The 24360-nt window shown below is 47.1% G+C and carries 18 protein-coding genes; 16 read left to right on the top strand and 2 right to left on the bottom strand.

Translation table 11 applies throughout. The annotated features are described in order from the left end of the window. The first annotated feature begins 5 nt into the window (after positions 1–5). From FGT79_RS22135 to FGT79_RS22125, 3 genes are all read left to right on the top strand, one after another. Positions 6–1994, top strand: a complete 1989-nt coding sequence (locus tag FGT79_RS22135) for a beta-galactosidase (protein ID WP_138755018.1) — start codon at positions 6–8, stop codon at positions 1992–1994. A gap of 105 nt (positions 1995–2099) precedes the next feature. Beyond that, a complete protein-coding gene (locus tag FGT79_RS22130; RefSeq protein WP_138755017.1) occupies positions 2100–2483 on the top strand; it encodes a GNAT family N-acetyltransferase in 384 nt (127 codons plus the stop codon). A gap of 259 nt (positions 2484–2742) precedes the next feature. Continuing rightward, a complete protein-coding gene (locus FGT79_RS22125) occupies positions 2743–3567 on the top strand; it encodes a protein-glutamine gamma-glutamyltransferase (RefSeq protein ID WP_425465037.1) in 825 nt (274 codons plus the stop codon). Between the two features lie 200 nt (positions 3568–3767). Here FGT79_RS22125 and FGT79_RS22120 read toward each other — a convergent pair whose 3' ends face one another. Beyond that, complete coding sequence (locus FGT79_RS22120) at positions 3768–4190, bottom strand: DUF4395 domain-containing protein (RefSeq protein ID WP_138755015.1); 423 nt, start codon at positions 4188–4190, stop codon at positions 3768–3770. Between the two features lie 204 nt (positions 4191–4394). Between FGT79_RS22120 and FGT79_RS22115 the strand changes: the two genes are divergently transcribed. The 11 genes from FGT79_RS22115 to FGT79_RS22065 all read left to right on the top strand — a co-directional run bounded on the left by FGT79_RS22115 (position 4395) and on the right by FGT79_RS22065 (position 19468). Then, positions 4395–7010, top strand: a complete 2616-nt coding sequence (locus FGT79_RS22115; RefSeq protein WP_138755014.1) for an SLC13 family permease — start codon at positions 4395–4397, stop codon at positions 7008–7010. Positions 7011–7031: 21 nt separating this feature from the next. After that, positions 7032–8795 (top strand): CHASE2 domain-containing protein, encoded by a 1764-nt coding sequence (locus FGT79_RS22110; protein WP_138755013.1) that lies wholly within the window; start codon positions 7032–7034, stop codon positions 8793–8795. Further along, a complete protein-coding gene (locus FGT79_RS22105) occupies positions 8792–11146 on the top strand; it encodes a FecR family protein (RefSeq protein ID WP_138755012.1) in 2355 nt (784 codons plus the stop codon). Before FGT79_RS22110 ends, FGT79_RS22105 begins: the two co-directional genes overlap by 4 nt. Before the next feature lie 28 nt (positions 11147–11174). Next, entirely contained in the window at positions 11175–12641 is a 1467-nt protein-coding gene (locus FGT79_RS22100) for an NHL domain-containing protein (RefSeq protein ID WP_171056370.1), read from the top strand. Between the two features lie 38 nt (positions 12642–12679). Next, the gene (locus FGT79_RS22095; RefSeq protein WP_138755010.1) at positions 12680–13501 is read left to right on the top strand and encodes a class I SAM-dependent methyltransferase; all 822 of its coding nucleotides are present in this window, start codon (positions 12680–12682) and stop codon (positions 13499–13501) included. A 196-nt stretch (positions 13502–13697) separates the two neighbouring features. Next, positions 13698–14294 carry a TetR/AcrR family transcriptional regulator gene (locus tag FGT79_RS22090; protein ID WP_138755009.1) on the top strand — a complete coding sequence of 199 codons (597 nt, stop codon included), beginning with the start codon at positions 13698–13700 and terminating at the stop codon, positions 14292–14294. A 232-nt stretch (positions 14295–14526) separates the two neighbouring features. Further along, entirely contained in the window at positions 14527–15303 is a 777-nt protein-coding gene (locus FGT79_RS22085; protein ID WP_138755008.1) for an ABC transporter ATP-binding protein, read from the top strand. Between the two features lie 45 nt (positions 15304–15348). Continuing rightward, a complete protein-coding gene (locus tag FGT79_RS22080) occupies positions 15349–16377 on the top strand; it encodes an aliphatic sulfonate ABC transporter substrate-binding protein (protein ID WP_138755007.1) in 1029 nt (342 codons plus the stop codon). Positions 16378–16406: 29 nt separating this feature from the next. Then, positions 16407–17261 (top strand): ABC transporter permease, encoded by an 855-nt coding sequence (locus FGT79_RS22075; RefSeq protein ID WP_138755006.1) that lies wholly within the window; start codon positions 16407–16409, stop codon positions 17259–17261. Next, entirely contained in the window at positions 17258–18079 is an 822-nt protein-coding gene (locus FGT79_RS22070) for an ABC transporter permease (RefSeq protein ID WP_138755005.1), read from the top strand. Before FGT79_RS22075 ends, FGT79_RS22070 begins: the two co-directional genes overlap by 4 nt. A gap of 33 nt (positions 18080–18112) precedes the next feature. After that, the gene (locus FGT79_RS22065; protein WP_138755004.1) at positions 18113–19468 is read left to right on the top strand and encodes an LLM class flavin-dependent oxidoreductase; all 1356 of its coding nucleotides are present in this window, start codon (positions 18113–18115) and stop codon (positions 19466–19468) included. Between the two features lie 404 nt (positions 19469–19872). On the opposite strand, the gene FGT79_RS22060 is transcribed toward FGT79_RS22065, so the two are convergent. After that, positions 19873–20067 (bottom strand): sporulation protein Cse60, encoded by a 195-nt coding sequence (locus FGT79_RS22060; RefSeq protein ID WP_138755003.1) that lies wholly within the window; start codon positions 20065–20067, stop codon positions 19873–19875. Between the two features lie 611 nt (positions 20068–20678). Between FGT79_RS22060 and FGT79_RS22055 the strand changes: the two genes are divergently transcribed. After that, a complete protein-coding gene (locus FGT79_RS22055) occupies positions 20679–22067 on the top strand; it encodes an asparaginase (protein WP_138755002.1) in 1389 nt (462 codons plus the stop codon). Positions 22068–22087: 20 nt separating this feature from the next. Further along, positions 22088–24295 (top strand): asparaginase domain-containing protein, encoded by a 2208-nt coding sequence (locus FGT79_RS22050; RefSeq protein WP_138755001.1) that lies wholly within the window; start codon positions 22088–22090, stop codon positions 24293–24295. Positions 24296–24360 lie beyond the last annotated feature (65 nt).

Below are 24360 nucleotides of genomic sequence, written 5' to 3'. Positions count from 1 at the left end.
ATTTCGTGGAAGTATTCGGTTTACAAGCTTCGACCTTTCAATGCAAAGAAGACACCAAGCTACAGTTGCTTGGAGAAAATGGGTTTCGTATGGAAACATCTCCGCAAGGCGGGGGCATTTATGTGGATAAAGGAGCTCTTCCTTTACGTACTTGGTCAGATTACAACTATTTGTCGGCGGATATTTATCACGAGTCCCATGATGTTCTCGTTGTTCTCTTCTCGTTTACGGATGGAGAAAGTCGGTCGATAACGGTTCATTTCGGCGTATTGCCTCGTGTTGTAACGAGAATCTGTTTGCCGCTCACTGCTCTGAATGGGGAGAAGCTATTTCTTGACAGATTTCCTGGCGTCATGCAATCCGTACTTCGTGGAGATGCTTTCGTGGATAGGGAGCATATTACCCAGTTCGCTATCTCGACTATCTCTTCGGTTTCATCGAGAACATTGGAAATATCCGGATTGCATGTAAGTTTGTCCGCCTCGGAGTTTCAGTATGAACAGACCTCATATATCGATGAGCTTGGTCAATTGGCAGGAAAAGACTGGCTCGGTAAGACAAAAGATTCCGAGGAGCTTGTACGTTCTTTGAGGGAGGAGTGGCAGCTTTCACAGGATCACCGCGCTGAACAAACGGGATACGGTCGATATGGCGGGTGGAAAGGACTTCATTTTGAATCAACAGGATTTTTTCGAACGCAGCATGACGGCGAAAGATGGTGGTTTGTAGATCCAGATGGCTATGCTTTGTTCAGTGCTGGAATGGATTGCATTCATCCTGCAGAAACGATGAAAGTAACCGGTATGGAGCATCTGCTTACGGAACTTCCAAGCAGAAATCAGGAGTTTAGCAATGCTTGGGGAGATCAAGGCTACAGCTTCGGAATTGCTAATTTAATCCGAGCCTTCGGTGCGCAATGGCATCAGAAGTGGATGGATATAACGGAACATCGGTTGAAATCATGGGGGATGAACACGATCGGCAACTGGTCGAGTCCCGCGTTTATACAAAATTCTGAGCTGCCGTATGTATATCCGATGGTGAATTTTCCGACTACGGAACAGACGATTTTTAGGGATTTCCCTGATGTGTTCGACCCGGAATATGACAAAAATGCAGAAGCCTTCTCAGATCAGCTGCTAGTAATGAAGGAAGACCGTCGTCTGGTGGGCTATTTTATGCGGAATGAACCCCATTGGGCTTTTGTAGATGGTCTGAATTTAACCGAACAAATGCTGAGATCACCAATTCGATTTAAGAGTAAAATTCATTTTGCTGCATGGTTGAAGGAGAAGTATGGCGATGTTAATAGCTGGAACGCGGCGTGGGGCAGCTCGTTTGAGAAGTTTGAGGATCTGTATGAGGCAAGAAGATTTTCTGAGTTTACAGACTGTGCCGAACGTAGAGAGGATTTCCGCTTATATAATCGTATAATGATCAGAAGATATGTGGAAGTGCCGGCAAAGTATTGTAAAATAGCTGATCCGAATCATTTGAATTTGGGTATGCGCTACGCGTGGGTTGGCAGTGATGATGTTTTGGAAGGCTGTGAGGCTTTCGATGTGTTCTCCATAAACTGTTATCAGTTTGAACCAGCGAGGGAGATGACTAGATCAATCAGTGAGCATCTGAACAAACCGATCGTAATCGGGGAATTTCATTTCGGGGCTGCTGATGTAGGCATGCTGGCTTACGGTATTCGCGCATTAGCCACACAGTCTGACCGTGGACTAGCGTACCAATACTTTGTCGAGCAAGCGGCTTCCATTCCAGAATTGATCGGTGTTCATTATTTTCAACTGAACGATCAGCCTGTGCTTGGTCGTTTCGATGGAGAAAACTATCAAATTGGAGTCGTGGATGGGTGCCAACAGCCGTATCATACCTTTGTTGAAGCGATGAAGAGCGCACATAATCGGATGTATGAAATTCGTATGGGTTACTTGAAGCCGAGTGAATATTGTCCAGAAGAAATACCGAAAACGGGATTTTGAAGAAGGGTGTAGGGTTCACAACCACCCTATTAGGGTAAGAGAGAGTAGACCCGCAGCTTGACCGGGAGAGGGTTCAACACTATTTTCCAGGAGGTGCAAGCAGCTATGAGTACGGACAAAGATATGTATGGAGCGGTGGAAGAGGAGATTTTGGCGCAAAAGCAAGGGAACAGCTATGTGCTCACGACAAACAAGGGTACAATTGGTGAAATCACGTATACGATGGTTGACGTGGATACGTGGGTGATTGACCATACGTACGTAGACGGTGCGTACCGCGGTCGGAATCTAGCAAAGCAATTGCTGGATTTCGTAGTTGAAGAGGCGAGGGAGAAAGGTCGCAAGATTGTACCCGCATGTTCTTATGCATTAGCGCAATTTAAGAGGTCCGCCGCTTATGCGGATGTGTGGGAGAGGTCGAATACAGAGTATTCAGATCCTTACAGCTCAAGCGGAGCAGGTACGGCTAGCGGGAATATGCGTAAATAATCGTAAATCCAGAAAGAAGAGAGCCGCAGACAAGGTGTCTGCGGCTCTCTTCTTTGCTGAATTGAACCATATTATTTCGCTGCATTTAGACGGGATTGCTCATTCAACTTCAGAAGATCAGAAAAATTAGTCATTTGAGTAACGCGGACGCCTTTAGAAATAGAAGGAGTTTGTGGATCCAAGAATGTCCGTTCACTACTCACAAAAACAATTTTCACACGTACAATAACCCAATACGTGAGGAATAACAGGGAGGAGCATGAGGGTGATACTTGTTGCAGGCAATCCATCGTTTGCTATGAATCCGCTGACGCTAACGGAGCTTGAACGGAAAATATTGCAGGCTAAGCAGCAAAGCCGGGTCGTGTACCGCTACCCATCGGTTGACGCACTGGAGTTTGAATTAAAAATGCGAACGCATATTGTCGAGGCGGCGAAAGCGCTCTACACCAGCGGCGTAAGCTTCGCAACCTTTGCGGGCTCAAGGTGCAATGAGCAATATTGGACACGAACAGAAAACGGTGGATTTCAGCTCAAGGGCGGTGTGCTGCCATCAGTCGGAATCAATGATATATTCGAAAACGGACATTTATACGGCTTTGAATGCGCGGGAGCCATTATCATTATTTTGTATAAGGCTGTGCTTGATACGGTAGGTGACGCGGTATTTAATGCATATTTCAAAAATCTGTTTTTACGAGATTGGCAATATGATCGGGATTTGAGCTTGATTACGGCTTATGACAAAAATCAGGCTTATCCCGGTGATGTTCTCTATTTCAAAAATCCGGAACATGATCCAGAAACGCCGGAATGGCAAGGCGAGAATGTCGTCATGCTGGATGACAACTTATATTTCGGGCATGGCATTGGTATTGAAACCGGTCAGGATATCATTAAGGCGTTGAACCGAATGAGAAAGGAAGGAAGCACCATATCTGCTTATTTGCAGGACTTGGTCGTCTACCCTGACTTTGAATATTTGCGAGGTCTTTCGGTTAGAGAGGCTTGGTGGGACGAGGACAACCAGGAAGAGAGCATCGGAATTGCTGGCCGTATCGGCTCAGGAATTGTTCGGAAATGAGTGATGAGCCTAAAGTGAAGATGTAGCTGTATGAAGGTGGTTATATGAATGAAGGAGCAACGGCCTGACTGCGGCAATTGCTCCTTTTGTTTAAATATAGAACAGGATAACATTTCGCTAACTTTCTCTATATTTCTATGCGAAACGATAGCTTAATCGCCAGAGAACGGCTTCAGGCGTTTACGCTTGATTCATGTCCGTTAGCTGCGCTTTAAGTGCCTTGCACGAAATTGCTTGAACTGAAAGTAGATCGTGCAGCCGATGCAATAGCCTAGAATGGCAGCTAAGGCAGCTGCGCCCATCATTCCGGCAAAAATATAGCCGGCTGTGGTCCAGCCGATTACAAAGCTTAGCAGCGACAAAGTAAGAAAACCTACGCCGAGCGAGTTGTTGAATCGCTGAAGCTCGGCTGCCTCAGTCTGTGCGGAAGGAAGCCGCTTAGCTAGGAGGGGCCGCCCAGCTAGGATGAACAAATTCGAGCGGGGACCACCTAGCAGGCCTACTACTTGGATAATAAACAAGACTGCAATGAGCCAAGGCAGCTGCAGACTTATTGCAATAAGCAAGGTAATGACAATACCCGTCTGATTGCTGCGGACGAGCGGAATCGGAATTTCCTTCATGTTAAAACCAACTTTCCTTATTGGATTTAGTATAATTAACTTAATAGTAGTAAATACGCTCATAATTAGCAACTGGTATTTCGAGAAATACAATAAATTTATTTTCAGATCATTTTGGACAGCTATCCCTTAATTTCACGTTTCATATATAATAGACCTAAGTAACAATAGAACTTCTTTAGTTGATAAAAGGTAGGTTAACCGGTGAAACTAACAGGCATTGAAATGTTTAAAGGGTTGTCCAACATGGAGCTGGCGAAGCTGCTCGGCATGCTGGACAAGCAGGAATTTGTCGCGGGTACTAGGCTGTTTCGTCAAGGTGAGCCTGGCGATCGAATGTATATTATAGAAAGCGGCGCAATTGAGCTTTTCTTGCTGGCAGACGGTGACGTTAGACGTTCGCTTACCGTCCTCGGCACAGGTGAGGTTGTCGGTGAAATGGCGCTGCTTACAGGCGAAGCCAGGTCTGCGGAAGCGATTACGGCCGAGCGGTCTGTGCTTTATGTAATCGATAGCAAAATGTTTGACCGATTAGTAGCAGAGAATGCTGTATTCTCTGCTTACTTCATTAAGCTGCTCTCGCAGCGTCTTGTAGCTACGAATACAAGGCTGCAAGAAGCGAAGAAGACGGAGTCTGAACGTATTATCCAAGGGCTAGGGCAGCTGCGCGAGCAGACAGCTCGATTTCTGCTATGGTGCGCGCATGTTCCGCTCGTTAGCAGAGAGCTCGCGGAGCACACCTTTCACTTTTCACTAGATCAAGAACTCTCGCAATATCCCTTCCTAGAGCAATGCTTCCAAGATAACAAGGCGACTTCAGAATGGCTTACCTTAGCAAGCGGATTAAAGTCTGTATTAAACGATATAAGCAAGGAACGGTACGGCTATGACGAGATGGCTTCGTGGATTGATAAAGCTGTTTCCTGGTACGTGTCGCAGGGCAATTGGGTTGCGTTTATTCTTATCCAAGGAGACAAGGGCGATTGGCCCGTAGCGCTGGATACGTATGCCCGAATAGGCGGTAAGGTGACAGACGGGCAAAGAGCAGAGCTGTTTCGTACCATTAACCGCTGTCCGAGAGAGCTGCTTGCTGTCAATTATGCTGCTCTCCAAATCTATTTGCCCTATTGCGAGAGTCATGCGCCGGAGACGGGCTTATCGGTAGTAGAGAGCGCTTTAAGCTATGGACATGGCTTCTCGCCTCATGAGCTATTGTTTTTGTATGAATGTGGAACCGAACTTTGCAGGCTTGTGGGCAAGAAGAATCAATCGCTGGAATATTTGCAGCTTGCGGACGCATTGGCAAGCACGGTGTCGTCAGAAGGAAGAGTGGTGAATGCAGACCAAGCGTACGGACTGGCGAAGCAGAAGCTGGCAAGAAAGCGCAGCGAACTGCTTGTGAAGGGTGCTGGAAGACTGCTGAATGGCAACCGTATTGCAGAGGTTATTGCTGTGGTCATTGCCCTTCTGTGCATCGTGTTATCCTTTGTGCTTGAGCCGATAGGAGGTTTGTCTGAAGCTGGCATGCGATTTATCGGCATTACGCTTGCTGCAGTTGTGATGTGGATTGTGCCTGTCGTGCCGGAATATATGGTGGCGCTTGGCATGATTATGTTATGGGTGCTTGGCGGGGTTGCTCCCCCTGAGACTGCATTATCTGGATTCGGATCCAGTGCATGGCTGTTTATGATCTTTATTATGGCTGTGAGTGCAGTCGTCATGAAGTCAGGCATAGCCTATCGCATTTCACTGCTAGTGCTTAGACAATTTCCCTCCCATTATCGCGGGCAGCTATGGGGCATCGTGACGGGAGGCTTACTGCTAAATCCGTTTCTGCCCTCTTCGTCAGCGAAGGTTTCTATTGGTGTGCCGATGGCACAGACATTGGCTGAGTCCCTCGGTTATGGCGAGAGGAGCAAGGGGGCTGCAGGGCTGGGGCTTATTGCTATGCTGTTTTTTGGATTTACCGCACCATTTGTCATGACGGGATCTTATACAAATGTGATGGCATACGGCTTAGCCAAGGCAGACGATAAAGTGTCTTGGCTGCAATGGCTGCTGTACGCACTGCCTGCCTTCATTTTATTCGCATTAATATTGCTAATTGCTATGCGCTATATGTTCCGTAAGCTTGAGCCTGCCAAAGTCATTACCGGAGAGGTGCTGAACGAGCAGTTGCGTCTGCTTGGTCCGCTTACGAAGGATGAGCGGGTTTCCATGTGGACCATTATTGGATGTATTGGGCTTATGGTACTTCAACCGCTGCACGGTATAGACAGTACATGGATTATGTTAATGGGGTTTGCGGTGTTAGTCGTGAGCGGTGTCTTGGACAAGCAGACGCTATCCATGGGAATAGATTGGACGTTCCTGCTCTTCCTAGGAGCCGCATTCAGCTTTGCGGGAGTAGATGAGCAGTTGGGTGTTTCTAATGTGTTGTCCTCTTTCTTAGATGAGCATTTGCCTATGTTTGTTGACAATCCTGCTTTGTTCCTAATAGCCGTCATTCTCGGTTCTTACTTGGTAACGCTCGTTATTCGGGATGCCCCCGCTGTTATTCTGCTGGTAACGGCGATCGTGCCTCTGGGAGATGTGGTGGGCATTCACCCATGGATACTCGTATTCATTATTTTGCTTGCAACTAGTCCGTTTTTCTTTACTTATCAATCGTCTACATACTTAACAGCTTATTATAGCGCGGAAGGAAAAGCGTTCTCGCATCAGCAAGCGCAGAAGATAGCCGTTTGGTATGGTCTGGCGGTGCTGCTGGCTGCAGCTGTAAGCGTGCCGTATTGGAAGTGGCTTCATCTTATTTCATAACGAGGGGGAAGGAGGGAAGCTGTGCGAATAAAGCTGATACATATGATTACGTTTTTAACGGCATTGTCCGTATTTCTTATGTACCGAGGTACGCTGGACACAGTGGATTATTTCTTCCAGGATCGTTTCATGCAACAGGAAGGTACAATCGACACCCGAATTGCCATAATTGCGATTGATGATGAGAGTGTGAACGAGTATGGGAGCTGGCCGTGGAACCGAAATATCCATGCGCAGCTCATCGAAACGCTTAACGAAGGTAATCCAGCGGTTATCGCATTCGACGTCACGTTCCCAGCACCTTCGGCCGATGATCCTTCATCAGATGAGGCATTGATTGCCGCTGCAGAGCATGCTGGCAACGTAGTCATGCCAGTGTACGGAACGTTTGCTTCCTCTGCGAGGGAGGGGGCAATCGAGGCGATTGAGATGTCAAAGCCTTTCCCTGCATTGAAGGCAGCAGTTGCAGAGGTCGGTCATATCAATACGATTCCTGACCGCGATCGCGTCGTACGTAATTCCTTATACAGCTTCATGGATAACGGAGAGCAGGTGGAGAGCTTCTCGTGGGTCATCTACCGGATGTTTAAGGAAAGACTTGGCGAGCATGTCAATGCCGAGATGCTACCGCTTGACTCCTTCGGCCGATTTCACATTCCGTTTACAGGACGTCCATTCCAGTATGAAGCGATTCCCTATTCCGCTGTATTAAACGGCGATGTACCTGCTGATTATTTTGAAGACAGGATCGTTCTCATTGGACCCTATGCTACGGGCTTCAAGGATGACTATCTAACACCGCTGCAGGTGAAAAGTCCAATGTACGGAGTAGAAATTCACGCCAACATTATTCAAGCGCTGCTGGATGAAGACCTGAAGCGTGAGGTGGATTGGAAGTGGAATGCACTCATTCTGCTGCTTGTCGCAGGTCTTGCGTACTTCCTATTCCGAAAGTGGAATATGGTTGTTTCCTTCTTGGCAGTTGCTGTGATTATTACGGCATTTGTGTTTGGGGGCCGCTATTTGTATGAGCAAGGCATGATTATATCGATTGGTTATGTCGTTCCGCTTCTCATTATCAGTTGTATCATTGTCGTCTGCTTCCATTACGTGGAGGAGCTGTTCGAACGCCGCCGTGTGACCGATATATTCGGTAGGTATGTTGCGCCGGAGGTCGTTAACCAAATATTAAAAAATGGCGAGGATGGACTAAAGCTGGGTGGAACACGCCGCGAGTTAACGGTATTGTTCGTAGATATTCGAGGCTTTACGCCTCTCTCGGAGAAGGCGGAGCCGGAGGAGATCGTTGAAATATTAAATGAATACCTCGATCTTGCGGCCAATTGTATTTTTAAGTTTGACGGCACTCTCGATAAATTTATAGGTGACGCAGCTATGGCTATTTTCAATGCACCGCTGCTTCTTGAAGATCATCCTATGCGAGCGGTCGAAGCGGCTTGGGCGATGAAGGAAGGCTCTGAGGCGCTGGAGCGAAAGCTAATTGAGCGATTTGGCTTCGGTGTAAAGTTTGGTCTAGGTATTCATACTGGACCAGCAGTATTCGGTAATATCGGTTCCAAGAGCAGGATGGATTATACGGCGATAGGCGACACGGTTAACACGGCTGCGAGACTGGAAAGCAATGCAAAGCCCGGCCAAATCGTATTGAGCGACGCTGTCTATCAACGAGTGAAGGATCGCATTCATGCAGCTCCGCTTGGTGAAATCAAGGTTAAAGGCAAGGAACAGGGTATTACCATCTATGAATTGGAGGGATTACATTGAGAATAGCAAAGCTATTATTCATTTCTTTGCTTGCATTTGCAATTATGATGCCGACATCAGTTTTGGCTAAGGATACGGATAAGGCTGGGAAAATTACATCAGTTGCTGGGAAGTCGGAAGTGAAAAAGGGCGGCGGCTCGAAGAAATTCAACGCGTTCAAAGGCATGGCCATTACGAAGGGCGACACCATTATAACGAGCAGCGACGGCAAAGTGACGATGGAGCTTGACAGTGATAAGCAGGTGACAATCGGCACGAATACAACACTTGTTATCAGTGAACTGGTTCAAAGCGCAAAGGCGCTCGAAGGCAAGACCAGCCTAAGCTTATTGAAGGGCAAAGTGCTTATTACTATTAAGAAAAAGCTGGATGGGGATTCGCGTTTCGAGATTGAAACCCCTACTGCAATTATGGGTGTTATGGGAACGGAGTTTACTGTTGTATACGAAGAGGGCGAGAGTTATGTCGGCGTCTTCGAAGGAGCAGTGAAAACAAAGCACGGCGAAAAGCGCAAAGAGGAAACGATTGTTACTCCGAATGAGCAGCTTGGGCTGAACGATGAGGGTAAAGGTGAGAAGGAAAAGCTGGACTATCTCGACCTCCCGTTAGTAGGTCTGGAGCATTACCTAACGCTGCTTGAGAAGGACGCGAAAGCGGACAAGGCTTTAATTGAAAGAGTCAAACAGCAAATTGTGGTTAAGAAGCAAGAGGAAGCGGCGGATGCCTCAAAGGATAACGGCAGCGCACCAAGCAATACCAAAATCGTATACGAAGACACTTCGGGTCAAACTAGCGGGGGTGGCAGTGTAGTGGTGCCGACACCGCCAGCACCGACAGAAACACCAGTACCAACAGAGACACCAGGTCCTATAGAAGCACCGGTTCCTCCGCTGTTGGATTTGCGAGCACTATACCAGGGGTTTCAATCCTTTATTGGTAATGACAAAGCGTTTAATTTACCTTTCACAACATCCATTGCTTATAATGGACCGAATAGCTCATTTCCTGCAGATGGATCAGAAGTGGTCAAAGTAGAAGTGCTTAATATTGAAACGCAGCTGTTCGAGGAAAGAGATATTGTAAAACAAGTATCGTTGAGCCACGTTTCTTCAAAGCAACTGCTCGTTGAGCTGTCAGAGCCGATTGAATACGGTTCGAGAATAAGATTTACAATTCTAGCTAATCAACTAAAAAATGCAGAAACGAACGATGTACAAGAGAATGATCTGGTTACGGGCAGCGAAGAGTATGGTCAAGGTTTTTTGTTTACATTCGCACAAGAGCGCTATGAGATGGAATTTAAGCATGAGGATAGCATGTATGACGGGGAGGGAATACGTTCCATTGAGCTGAGCTCGCTTGGATACAGTATTCCTTATGATTCGGAAACGGGAACCGATATCCAAATTTATAAGGTTTGTCCGAAGGATGAGGGCGGTTACGAAGATGAGGGCTGCTACTCGGGGTTCGAATACGATCTTAGGCAATACGTTAGTAGTACTAGTGTAATATGGCCGAATCGGTTGGTTATTGCTTTTAATATAACGAACTTTCAATTGCTTGAACCTGCTTTATATCAGGTGAGGGTGAATCTTCAAGATGATAGGGCTCAACCTCACTATGTATGGGTGGATATAAATATCGTCGAAAAGAAGCCTCCTGTACTATTTTGGGATGGAGCTTATACCACAGATAGCAGCACGATAATATTACCGTTTACTACAAAAATTGCATCTTACGTCATACCGATTACGAAGTCCAACGTTAGTATTCATACCGTGTCAGAGATTCCGCCTGCACTTATGGAAGGAAATGAAGATCCGGCTGAGGGTTCTGATCGTGCACTGGAAATTGAGAGTGTGTCAATCAATCCAAACGATGCCACGCAGCTTATTGTGAAACTGAAAAATGAATTGGAATATGGCACTACTCTGCTGGTGACTATTGCCGCTAACTCATTAATGAATCCAGAGACGCGTGATGTGCAGAAGGAAGACCAGTTGATATACCTGACCCATAGAGCGATACTGTTAACAAGCGAGGTTGAATTTATTCACCAAGATTCAAACCAAGTGAACAAAGAAATAATGATTAATACGTATGGCTTTGAAATAGGGGAGCCTTATCTCTATAGGATATCCGAAGGTAGTTCTGAACCGCTCTATGAATTAGATGGCGTCTATACGTTATCTGGTGAAGGGGATGTGAAAACACTCACATTATTGGCTGAATATTTCAATTCATCGGATGTTCGCCCAGGACGATATGTGCTTGTCATACCTGTTTTGGATGATCTGGATTGGCCGACATATCTGAGTTTAAACATTGAAGTAAAGATACCTGTAGTATAATGCTAGGCTAAAGGAGATGAGCGACATCATGAAAACGAAGTTTCGTATATTAGCAGTTGGAACGGCGCTTGCGACTGCCTTAGTGACGTTTAATTTAAACACATATGCAGCGAACGCTGAAGAATCAATTGCCGCAGCGGAGCAGACGGGAACTGCGCAGGTGTCCGCTGCAATTGAGAAGATCAGCCAACCTTGGGGTCTGGCTGCCGCGGTGGATGGCGGAATAATCGTTGTTGGTGCCGGGAGCAACCAGATTAGCAAGTGGCAGACTGGAGGGCTGACAGCCGTTACGAATCAGACGGCAAGCGGTTATTTCGACGGAACAACAGTTAATTCAACCTTCAATCACCCTTCGTATGCTGCACTTAACAGCAAGGGTGTTATCTACGTAAGTGACACCGACAATCATGTGGTGCGCAGAATTGTGAAGGATAGAGTCTATACGGCTGCCGGTAATGGTCAACCAGGCTATGAGAACGGCAAGTTCGGGGAAGTGCAATTCAATGCTCCATCGGGCATAGCCATAGATGAGAAGGATCATGTATTCGTGGCCGACTCCCTGAACAATGTAATTCGTGTCATATCACCGGAAGGTGTGACGACGACCTTCGCCGGAGTGGCTGGTGAAACAGGCGGCTACAAGGATGGTGATGTGACAGAGGCCAAATTCAATGAGCCAATGGGTCTCGCCTTCGACGAGAAAGGCGGCTTGTACGTTGCGGACAGCGGCAATCATTTGATTCGATATATACGGGATGGTAAAGTGACGACGATAGCTGGAAAAGCGACGACAGTTGATGCGTTGACCGGTTATATGCAGGGCGGCTATGCGACAGGAGCAAGTAAGGATGCACAGTTCAATCGTCCTCGTGGGCTTGCGTATGCGGAGGGCATTCTCTATATTGCGGACAGTCTCAATAACCGTATTCGGGCAGTGAAGGAAGGCGTCGTAATTACCATTGCAGGTCAAAGCAAGCCAGGCAACGTGCTAGGAAGCGCAGATACTGCACAATTTAACCAGCCCTCTGCTCTGCTGTATACAGCTGGGAAGCTGTACATTGCCGATACGCTGAACGATAGCGTAAAGCAGCTGGAGGTTAGCTCGAAGTCACTTAAGCCTATTATCAACCTGCAAGAATTAATGGAAGGCACAGCGCTTCTGCCGGCTGGCAAAGATCCGCAGGTGTGGCTGGATGGTAAGCAAGTGAAGTTTAATGCTTCTCAGCAGCCATTCAAGAAAGGTGATAAAACCTATCTGCCTGTGAGAGCCGTATTCGCAGCTTGGGGAGCGGAGATTAAATGGAATGCAGCAGCCAAAGAAGCAGTGCTTTCCAAACAAGAGTGGAAGCTGGCACTTAAAGTGAACGCCAAACGTACGGTTCTTCTTGAGCGCGGTACGTTGTACGTTGAAGCAGATTATTTGGCGGACGCGGGATCGTTCCTGCTTGCACATGAGAATGGTTTTAATGCTATCATAATCGGTAGCGGGCAGTAATCTGCCTAAATCGATTTTACTGGAACGGAGGTTGTGCAATGACTACAGGAAGCCATTCGCAAAACAACGTAGATCGTTTCTCCGGGTTCGAGAATGATTATGATCAGCATCGCCCGAAAACACCGCAAGCCGTCATCGATATTCTATCCAGCTATCTTGGCCGAACGCCAGAGTTAGTCGCTGATGTCGGCTGTGGAACGGGATTATCCTCCTTTGTCTGGCTTGGACATGCCAAACAAATTATTGGCTTTGAACCAAATGACGATATGAGAGGAAAAGCTCTTTCCCATTTGCCTAAGCAAGCAGAGGCAGCCGCGATATCGTTCGTCAAAGGCTACTCAGACAGGCTTTTCTTGGATGCGGAAAGTGTCGATGTCGTGACCTGCTCGCAATCCTTTCATTGGATGGAGCCAGTGAGTACACTTCGTGAATTCGCGCGTGTGCTAAAGCCTGGAGGTATATTCGCAGCTTATGACTGTGACTGGCCGCCGACGCTGCACTGGGCTGTGGAGGCGGAGTATGAACGGCTGATTGCCCGATCAGAAGAAATCATCGCTAAGTATGTATTGGCGAAGGATCTTGCGAGCAAACGAGACAAGGAACAGCATATCACACAGATTAAAAACAGCGGTTTGTTCTGCTTCGCCAAGGAAATCGTCTTTCATAATCTGGAATACTGTGATGCTGAGCGATATATTGGCTTAGCGCTTAGCCAAGGCGGCATTCAGACCGTTTTTAAGCTGGGCTCCAAGGAGCTGGAACAGCAGCTGCAGCAATTCATAAGCAGCGCGGAGCATTATTTTGCAGGTAGAGCTTTGGCGGTAAGGTTCAGCTACCGGATGAGACTAGGCGTGAAATAAAGGAATGTCACAAAAAGCTGTCCGATCCGGCGATTGTATGTCGGAGGGACGGCTTTTTTTGAAATTTAGGAAAAGGACAGAGACAGCCGTTTCTTCTGATTGCTCAGAAATGACTGCCCATCGTATTTCCATGTATAATGGCAGGATGAACAGCGTGGTATAGCGCAAATGAGTTTATGATTGAGGAGGACATGGCTTGTCACCAAGAAACGTGGAGAAGGACAAATTAATGCGTGAGAAACGCATGCAGCACATTCTAGACAGTGCGCTCAAGGTTATGGCGATAAATGGCTTCCAGTTAACGAGTATACAAGATATTGCGAAGGAAGCGAAGGTTAGCGTAGGCAATGTCTATCACTATTATGCCTCGAAGGAAGAGATTTTCAGTGAGGTGCTGCGATCCGGACAGACGAGCTATGGCATGCATGTTTCTGGCTTGGCAGCAATGGACATTGAACCCATAGAGAAGCTTAGAATGATGCTCACTTCGTGGCTTTCCCTACGGACCAATTGGGCGTTCACAATACTTATGCATACGGCAAGGCTCTCAGAAGCAACCCCTCCAGAAATAAAGAAAGCGATTACGGATCGGTTTACAGCTAATCTTGCTCCTGTTGCCGAGATTATGCGAGATGGCATTAGTCGAGGGACGATTATTGATGAGGACCCGCTGCAGCTGGCCTTTTATTTCGTGAGCATGATTCAAGGTCTGACGCTCCAGCGCCCGCCTGATTATGAGGTTCCGGTAGAGATGAATGTTGAGGCTATGATTCGGTTATTCGAGGTTAAGTGATTGGGTTAAATCATGATAGAAAAAAAGAATTGACAAAAAATAAACGATGCCGCAAAATAAGCAACATAACAAACCGAATATATATTCGAATTGTTAATTGCTTTGTATATAAACGAATCGACCAGACAACTGGAGATTTAACGTTTGTACCCATACGCGTTAGATCTTTTTATTTTATCACAATACCAAGTAAACAGGTGTTAATAATATATTTTAAAAGGAGGGGCAGCTAATGGCCGCAGAAATGCTCGTTGTACATGAACTTAATAAGACATTCGCTACACCTTCGGGCGATGTTATCGCGCTTAATCGCATCGGCCTACAGGTGAAGCAGGGGGAGTTTATTACAATTATTGGACCGAGCGGCTGCGGCAAAAGCACATTGCTCAAGATTGTAGCGGGCCTTGACACGAAGTACGAAGGCACAGTGCTGGTCAATGGGAAGCCGATTGATGGGCCCAGCATTGAGAAAGGATTTATTTTTCAAGAGCCGCGCCTATTTCCTTGGTTAACGGTGGAGAAGAATATTGCGGCGAATCTATCGCTTAGGAAGCCGGAGGTGCGTAAGCGAGTAGATGAGCTCATTGCGCTTGTACGTCTGCAAGGCTTCGAGCGATCTTATCCGAGGGAGCTTTCGGGCGGGATGGCACAGCGTGTTGCGATTGCGAGGGCGCTGCTCCGCAGCCCGGACATACTGCTGCTTGATGAGCCGTTCGGAGCGCTTGATGCTTTCACCAGATCGCATATGCAGGAAGTGCTGCTCGACATTTGGCAGAGCAATAAGACGACGATGCTGTTCGTGACACATGATTTAGATGAGGCGGTGTTCCTAGGCGAGCGAGTGGTCATTATGAATCCGCGTCCAGGTCATATCCGCAGCATATTGCCCATTGATTTGCCTTATCCGCGGAAGCGGGCGGGTCATGCTTTTCAAGAGCTGAGACATAAGGTGCTGAATGAGTTCGAGAAGGTCGAAGGGCCGGCTGTGGACGAGGGTGCCCATATTTAAAGAAGAAATAGCGGCTATAAAACAAACATTGGGGAGAGATGGACGATGAAATCATTACGCTTGCTTACGACAGCATTTATACTACTGGCGGTATTTATTAGCGGGTGCGCGGCACCAAATAACAATAAGGCAGAGAACGAAAAGTCGGAAAATACTGGCGGAACGGAAGCGAAGAGCTTTGAAGGGCTTACGGTAAACATTGGGTACCAAGGAAGCGGCGGTTTAATGGGGAAAGCGATAGAGGAGAAGTGGTTCGACGAGGAGTTTGGCAAGCTTGGTGTTAAAGTAACGTACGCAGAATTTCAAAGCGGGCCACCGATGACGGAAGCAATTGCTTCCAACCGGCTTGATTTTGCAGGTCTAGGCAATATGCCAATTATCGCGGCGCAAGCAGCAGATATTAAGTTTAAAGTCATCTCACAAGCGTTGGAAGGCAAGAGCAATGTTGCCATTATCGTTCCAAAGGATAGCACGCTCCAGACGATTGAAGATTTGAAAGGGAAAAAGGTTGCCGTTGCCAAAGGCAGCAATGCCTATAACTTTCTATACCGTGGTCTTGAAGAAGCTGGGCTAAAGGCTTCTGAATTGGAAATTATTCAGTTGCAGCCGGATGAAGCACAGCCTGCATTCGAAACGGGTAAAGTAGATGCTTGGGCAACTTGGGATCCGAACATTACGCTGAACACGCTGCAGGATAAAGCGAAGGTGCTTGTTGACGGTGAGCAGCTAGGCGTTCTGTCGCCCTCCTTCTATATTGTAAGAAAGCAATTGGCTGACGATTATCCAGAGCTGGTGACGCTGTATTTGAAGGTTTGGAACAAAGCGCTCGCTTGGGAGAACGACAATTGGGACGAAGCTATCGAACGTTATGCGGCAGAACGCAGCGTACCGGCACCGGTTATTGAAGCGATCTTCACGCGCTCTAAGACAATCAGTATTCCGGTAACAGAAGAGATCATTGCTGAGCAGCAGAAAACGGCAGACTTCCAGTTCGAAATTAAAACCATTCGCAAAAAAATTGACGTTTCCGAAGTGTTCGACAATCAATACATCGAAGAAGCATTGAAATCATAGAGGCATAGTAAAGAAAAGAGGCGTTCGCAATGATTGGATCAGGAGGAGCGGAAAGCGCGCTGCGCAAAGCTGTTAAAGCAAAGAAGAAGCGGACTAGAAGCCGCTTCTCCATTCAAACCGTTAATTTGCTGTTAAGTCTGCTGCTGCCACTTGGCTTACTGGCTGTCTGGCAAATAGCGGGTATGATGGGCAGGCTGAACCCAACTCTGCTGCCAACCCCGGGATTGATTGTGGAGGAATTCGTTGCCCTGACGATGTCAGGTGAACTCTTCTACCACCTTAGTGTTTCCTCATGGCGTGCGCTTCTAGGTTTCCTGCTTGGAGGCGGGATTGGGCTGGCAGCTGGTTTATGGGTAGGCTTCTCTTATAGGGCGGAGAGACTAATTGATCCATCGCTCCAAATGCTTCGTACCCTGCCTCATTTGGCAGTAGCTCCTTTGTTTATATTATGGTTCGGCTTTGATGAGTCGTCGAAGATATTGCTGATTGCCAAGGGTGCATTTTTCCCGCTGTATGTGAATACTTTTCTTGGCATCCGCTCAGTGGACAGCAAGCTGTTCGATGTAGCACGCGTGCTGCAGTTCAGCCGCTGGCAGATGATTACAAAGCTTGTCCTGCCGGCCTCGCTCCCGAACGTGCTTCTTGGGGTGAGATTATCTATCGGTGTTGCGTGGCTCGGTCTTGTTGTAGCGGAGATGATGGGGTCTAGCTCGGGTATCGGATTTTTAATTAATGATGCTCGTTATCTTATGATCACTTCCGTTGTTTTTGTAGGCATTATTATTTTTGCGGTTGTCGGTAAGCTGACAGATTCGCTCGTTAAGCTGCTGGAGAAGCGTCTGCTGCGCTGGCAGGACAGTTATAAAGGGGAGGGAGTGTCATGAGCGGGCAGTCTGTTTCGCGGGAAACGGCCGGTAAGGCTGCTGGTTCTGATTGGCTTAGCAGAATCCCGAGGCCGCTTCATGGATGGATCGTACCTGTCCTTGTCGTTGTTGTATGGCAGATCGTCAGTGGGCTCGGCATTCTGTCGGCAACGCTGCTTCCGGCGCCGGCTAGTATTGTCAAAAGCTTTCTAGCACTTTGTGCCAGCGGTGAGATGGCTGAACATTTGAGCATCAGCATTTACCGGGCTGGATTCGGTTTTCTGCTTGGTACTTCACTGGGCTTGCTGCTCGGATTGTCGGCGGGGCTTGGCAAGCTGGTCGAGAAGACGCTTGATCCTTCGCTGCAAATGCTGCGAACAGTGCCGCTGCTGTCGGTCATTCCTTTGTTTATATTATGGTTCGGTATTGGGGAGTTCTCGAAGGTTTTGTTGATAGGCTTAGGTGCTTTCTTTCCCGTATATGTGAACACATATCTAGGAATTCGCAGCACAGATGCCAAGCTGTATGAGGTATCGCGTATTTTTCAGTACACGCGCCTGCAGCAGGTGACGAAGCTCATTATTCCAGCTGCACTTCCTAATATTTTGCTGGGGGTAAGACTGTCGCTTGGCGCGTCATGGCTGCTGCTTGTCGTTGCCGAGATGATGGGCACGAGTGCAGGTATTGGTTACATGATACAGGATGCTAGAGCGTATTCAGAGACAGAGATCGTATTCGTTGGCATTATTATGTTCGCGGTGTTCGGCAAGCTGTCGGACTCGGCGGTTAAGCTGCTGGAAACAAGGTGGCTGCGCTGGCGGGATACGTATAAAGGTTAACCTATATAAGTTCGGAGAGGCAGGTCATACATTATGGGGAAACGGCACGAGCAACTCCATCTCGGCGCTTTCATCTATTACTCAGGCCATCATCACGCGGGTTGGAGGCATCCGGATTCCGGCGTCGAGGGCATGTTCGATGTAAAGTTTTATCGTAGGCTGGCACAGACGGCAGAACGTGGAAAGTTCGATATGCTCTTTTTTGCGGACTTGCTGTATGCAACGAACGTAGGGCAAGCTGTTGCAGGTATGCTGGAGCCGCTTACGCTGCTCTCGGCTTTGTCGGCGGCGACGGAGAAAATCGGGTTAACGGCTACGGTTTCGACTACCTATAACGAGCCATATAATGTCGCTCGCAAGTTCTCATCACTGGATCATATTAGCGGAGGACGGGCTGGGTGGAATATCGTGACCTCTCAGCTTGATCTTGAAGCACACAATTACGGCAGGCCTAAGCATCCAGAGCATAGCTTGCGATACGAGATGGCTAAGGAATTCGTAGACGTCGTGACCCGCCTATGGGATAGCTGGGAGGATGGGGCGCTGGTGCTTGACCGTGAGGCCGGGCAGTTTGCCGATGAGGCAAAGGTGAAGCCTGTCGATTACAACGGCGAGTGGTATTCTACGAAAGGGCCTCTGAACGTTCCACGATCTCCACAGGGCTATCCTGTACTGATTCAGGCAGGCTCTTCGGAACCCGGACAGGAATTCGCAGCTTCTATTGGCGAGGTTGTATTCACGGCGCAGCAATCGCTGGAGGCGGCTAAGGCGTTCTATGAAAGTGTGAATAGTCGTCTAGGTGATTACGGAAGAAAGCGCGGCAGTCTGAAAATAATGCCAGGTCTCTCTCCCGTTCTGGGAGCAACCGAGGAGGAGGCTAAGCTGCGTTATCAGCAGCTGCAGGAGCTGATTCCTGAGGCCCATATTACCGCTTTTCTATCCGCTTTTCTGGGCGTGGATTTAACCAAATACTCGCTTAATGACCAGCTTCCTGAAATTCCAGATCCCGTAGAGGCATCGAATGGCATGAAAAGCCGCGTACAGTTAGTTATGGATATGGCACGCAACGAGAAGCTGACGATGCTGGAGCTTGGCAGAAGGATGCTAGGTGCGAGAGGGCATCTGCAATTCGTTGGAACGCCCGTCCAGTTGGCAGATCTAATCCAGCTTTGGTTCGAAGAGTACGGATGCGACGGTTTTAACATTATGGCGCCTGTACTGCCCGGTGGACTTGATGACTTCGTGGATCAGGTTGTACCTATTCTGCAGGAGCGCGGGTTGTTCCGAGAGGATTATACAGGTGATACACTCCGCGAGCATCTTGGTCTTGAACGCCCTAGCGAAGGACATTTCCGAGCTGGCCGTTCTGTTGTACAGGAGCGAGCGTGACGCTTAAACATACACTAAAGAAAAAGCAAGCTGCTTATGCCGTAGAGGCAAAGCAGCTTGCTTTTTCCATTTTGAGAGGAGGTGAGGGTGCTATGGCTTAGTGAATATTCCGCTTTTTAACATAAACAGTCTATCGCAAGTAGTAACGTTCATAGCTAACCTCCGAGCTGAGTGAGTGTTAAAGGCTTCCGTGCAGCAGTGTCTATTGCTTGATGATGAGATAGACGATGTATCCGATTCCTGCTGCAATTAATCCAATTGTTGCCGTGCTAGATAGTAGGAGAAAGAATATCTCCCACTTATCTTTTTTTGTATCTCGAATGTCCTGTCCCTCGTTCCCCTTCGTCGCTTGAGGTTCCAAATGATTTAGACGGGGCTTAATGATGGTTCACCCGCTTTCTTTATTACTTTTCTGACTTTTGCTTGTATACGATTAGAATTGTGCTTCGTTGGTAGGTGTTGCCTGATGTGCCTGTCTTGATCATAGAGCCATAACAAATATTGACGACTTGATCTTCATCTAACTCGGCTAGAAATTCGTTGGCTCTCTTCTCTGCAAATACCGTATCTGTATCGAGAAATTCTTTAACTTGAATCATGCTGACTTCTCCCCTCCTTCTTTTCCAAATAGAAAGATAGGCACTCCGCCCTAGAAGCGGAATGCCTGCTCACGTTCACCATAGCATTGGCAACTAAGGGTGTCAACCGATGCCATATGTTCATTATTAGAACAAACAAATGAAATAGAGCAAGCGTTTAAAATAGTACTGAAGAATTTATGTTAAGTTAATGTCATATATTAAACAGAGTGACTAAAAGAGATATTTCCTTACGAAATAAAAATTGTTTAATTTTAACTAGAATAAAAGCATTATTACAGTTGCATAGAGTTATAATATAAAATTAGTTTTTTGCTATAAAAATATAGTGTAAATAAATGATTTATTTTAAAATATAAATATAATGAATTTGGTTTCATGAATTAACAATGATTAAACTTGTTTAGCAATTAATTATTTTTGAAAAACAAAAGTAATATAATAAATGTATTTTTGATTTAGTGAGATAAACGGTGAAAATAGTGGAAAAAGATGAGTAAAAGCAGGTTGTATTCGCTTTTATGACGAAATATGAGCTTGTTAGAAAACGTGACATAAAATAGACTGTTGAATAAGACAGAGAGAAGTATATAACATAGGAGGAGAGAAACATGACACAAATTGTAAAGAGTGAGTTAGCTAAAAAGGTGATCGTTCCCTTACTGGTGCTTTCATTATTGGCTGCTATGGTTGGGGTTATGGCGAAAAATAACTATGTCCGCGCTGAGGAAGTGCCGGGATTGCCTACCTTTGATATTCCAGCTCTTTCATCTGAGCATCAAGCATCAAGCTTACCTAATGTTATTGTAGTAGCTACAGGGGGTACACTTGCTGGTAAAGCGAGAAACGACGACCCTACCAATTTCCAAAACTATGCTGCTGGTACATTCAAAATGGAAGATTTGGTAGCACAGCTTCCTAGAAAAGATAAAATTGCTGACGTTTCAACTTTCCAATTCGGAAATAAGGGATCAGGCGGATATACGATTAAAGAGCTTTACGATCTTTCGCTGGCTGTAGACGCGGCACTCGAAATTTATGACAGTGCGGTTGTCACAACAGGTACGGACACCATGGAAGAGATTGCTTACTTCCTTGATCTAACGGTACGCAGTGAGAAGCCGGTAGTTGTAACAGGCGCAATGAGACCGTGGGATGTTATTGGAACAGACGGTCCTGCCAACCTTTATCAAGCGATTAAAGTAGCAGGCAGCGGTAAAACAAAATGGTTTGGTACCGTTGTTATGCTGAATGATGTCATTTATGCAGCTCGTGAGGTTACGAAAACGAACTCTCACCGCAATGATACATTCGACGCTCCGATGTTCGGCGCGCTTGGTTATGTAGATGACCCTGCAGTGCGAATCTATCGTGCTACTGCAAGAGCGGCAAAAGCGGGTACAGCGGAATGGGCTTCGCCATTCGACCTTAAAACGATTTCCAAAGACAGTCTTCCTATCGTTGAAATTGTTTACAGCTACCAAGAAGCAGGCGGCGGCGCTATTCGCGGACTTGTAGCGGACGGAGCGAAAGGTATTGTAACAGCAGGTACAGGAGCAGGCGGTATTTCCTCGCAACTTGGTACAGCACGTACAGCAGCAATTCGCGATAACGGTGTTGTATTCGTATCGACGACAAGAACAGGCTCAGGCTCTATCTATGACAGCGGCAACGGCAGCGTCATTGGCGGAGACAACCTTAATGCTGCTCATGCTCGTATGATGCTTTTGCTTTCACTAGCATTTACAAATGATGTGAGCAAGATTAGAAGCTGGTTTACGACATTTGGTACACAAGATGTTGAGATTTCAGTTGATGAGAATACGGTAATGAAAACTACGGTCGAAGAACTAATTGAAGAACCGATCGTTGAGCCAGATGTGACGGAGCCAGTCGTTGTTGAACCAACTCCGACTACAGAAGCACCTGCAGCTACCGATGCTCCAACGGCAGAGCCTACTGTAGAAGCAACGCCTGAAACAGCACCGGTGACGCCATAAACTCGGGGAGGAGTACGGTTATGAACATAATAAGCCAGTTAAAAACAACGAAGAAAATTTTCGTTCCTCTCCTTATTACAGCACTCCTCAGCACGCTACTGATCGGCTATACAAGCTCAGTTCGTGCGGAGCCAGCGCCTGTAGTACTGCCGACCTTCGACATTCCGGTGCTGAGCGCGGTGTACGAGGCTTCTCCACTGCCTAATGTGATCGTTATTGCGACAGGTGGGACGCTTGCCGGCCAAGTGAGATCGAACGACCCGACGAATTTCCAAAGCTACTCAGCGGGTACTTATAAGATCGCAGATATGGTAGCTCAGCTACCGAGAAAAGATAAAATCGCTGATGTATCTACCTTCCAATTTGGCAACAAAGGGTCTGGCGGATACACAATGAAAGAGCTTTATGATCTATCGCTTGCAGTAGATGCTGCTCTTGAAATTTATGACAGCGCGGTTGTTACAACGGGTACAGATACGATGGAGGAAATTGCTTATTTCCTTGACCTAACGGTACAAAGCGAGAAGCCTGTCGTTGTGACGGGTGCAATGCGACCTTGGGATGCGATTGGAACGGATGGGCCTGCCAACCTTTATCAAGCAATCAAGGTTGCGGGAAGTAACAAAACCAAATGGTATGGTACAGTAGTGATGCTTAATGACGTGATTCATGCGGCTCGTGAGGTAACCAAAAGTAATGCACACCGTATGGATACGTTTGAAACACCGATGTTCGGAGCACTTGGTTATGTGGATGATCCGGCAGTTCGGATTTACCGTATGAATGCTCGTGCACTGAAGGCTGGTCAAGCGGATTGGAAAACACCGTTTAACTTAAAGACCATCTCGAAGGATAGCTTGCCTAAAGTAGAAATTGTGTATAGCTATCAAGAAGCTGGCGGCGGTGCAATCCGTGCGTTGGTTGAAGATGGTGCGAAAGGCATTGTAACAGCAGGTACAGGAGCGGCGGGCATTTCCTCGAAAATGGGCACAGCGCGTACTGCAGCTATTAGGGACAATGGTGTTACGTTCGTTTCGACAACAAGAACGGGCTCTGGTACGATTACAGGAGGCGGGACCGGCATTATTGCTGGTGACAACCTGAACCCGCAGCATGCACGAATTATGCTGATGCTATCGCTGGCATTCTCGAATGAATTTAGTACGATTAAAGGCTGGTTCGAGACAGTAGGTACGCAGGATATTACGCTGGATGTAGCTGAAACGCCTACGCCAACTCCTACAACTCCTCCTGGTGGGAACAATGGGTCGGGTTCTGGCGGCACGGTTTCTCCAAATACGGGTGAGGTTACTATTGGTGCTGGCAGCTCGGGCACGTTAGGTCTTGATGACAGCGTGACGGTATCGATCCCGGCTGGAGCGACGAAGGAACAAATGAGATTGTCGATTACGAAGCTGGCAAGCACAGGCGGAATTGTGGATGCATCGAGCCAATTGTTATCGCCTGTATTCGAAATACTCAAATCGATTCCGGACAATTTCACCATTCCGGTTACATTGACCTTTAAAATCGATCAGTCGCTCATTAAAGAGGGTAAGAAAGCTTCTGTGTTCTATTACGATGAGACAAAGAAACAATGGATTGAGATGGGTGGAACAGTTAGCGGCAATACGATTACCGTAAAAACGGATCATTTCACGAAATTTGCCGTATTTGCGGTAGATGAAGAGGGAGCGTCCTTTACGGATATTACCGGACACTGGGCAGAGGCTGCTATTAAAGAGGCTGTGGCTGCAGGTATCGTGAAGGGTTATGTAGATGGTACCTTCAAGCCGAACAACACGGTTACGCGTGCTGAATTTTCTGTCATGCTGATGGGTGCGCTGAAAGCAGAGGGTGAGAGCGAGGCGCTTGCCTTTGCCGATCAAGCAAGTATTGCAGCTTGGGCCAAAGATGCGGTTGCACAGGCTGTCAAAGCAGGTGTGATTAGCGGCTACCCAGACGGAACCTTCCGTCCAAGTGCGAATATTCTACGGATGGAAATGGTGTCGATGATTGCAAAAGGTTCGGGTCTAACCTTGGATCCCAATGCAACAACAAGCTTCACCGACAACAAGGATATTCCGACATGGGCACTGGGCGCTGTGAAAGCTGTAAGTGACAAAGGAATTATTCAAGGACGTACGGGCAATGTATTCGCTCCTAAGGCAACAGCATCGAGAGCGGATGCCATTACCATTATTATGAACATGCTCAAAAACAAATAGAAGGCAGCTTTTAGCTGACCTCCAAAAAAGGCGGTTCCTGAGGTCTGATCAGACCTAATGGAAAC

It is taken from the genome of Paenibacillus sinopodophylli, from assembly GCF_005930355.1.
Taxonomy (GTDB): Bacteria; Bacillota; Bacilli; order Paenibacillales; family Paenibacillaceae; genus Pristimantibacillus; species Pristimantibacillus sinopodophylli.
This window is presented reverse-complemented; position numbering and strand designations above follow the sequence as displayed.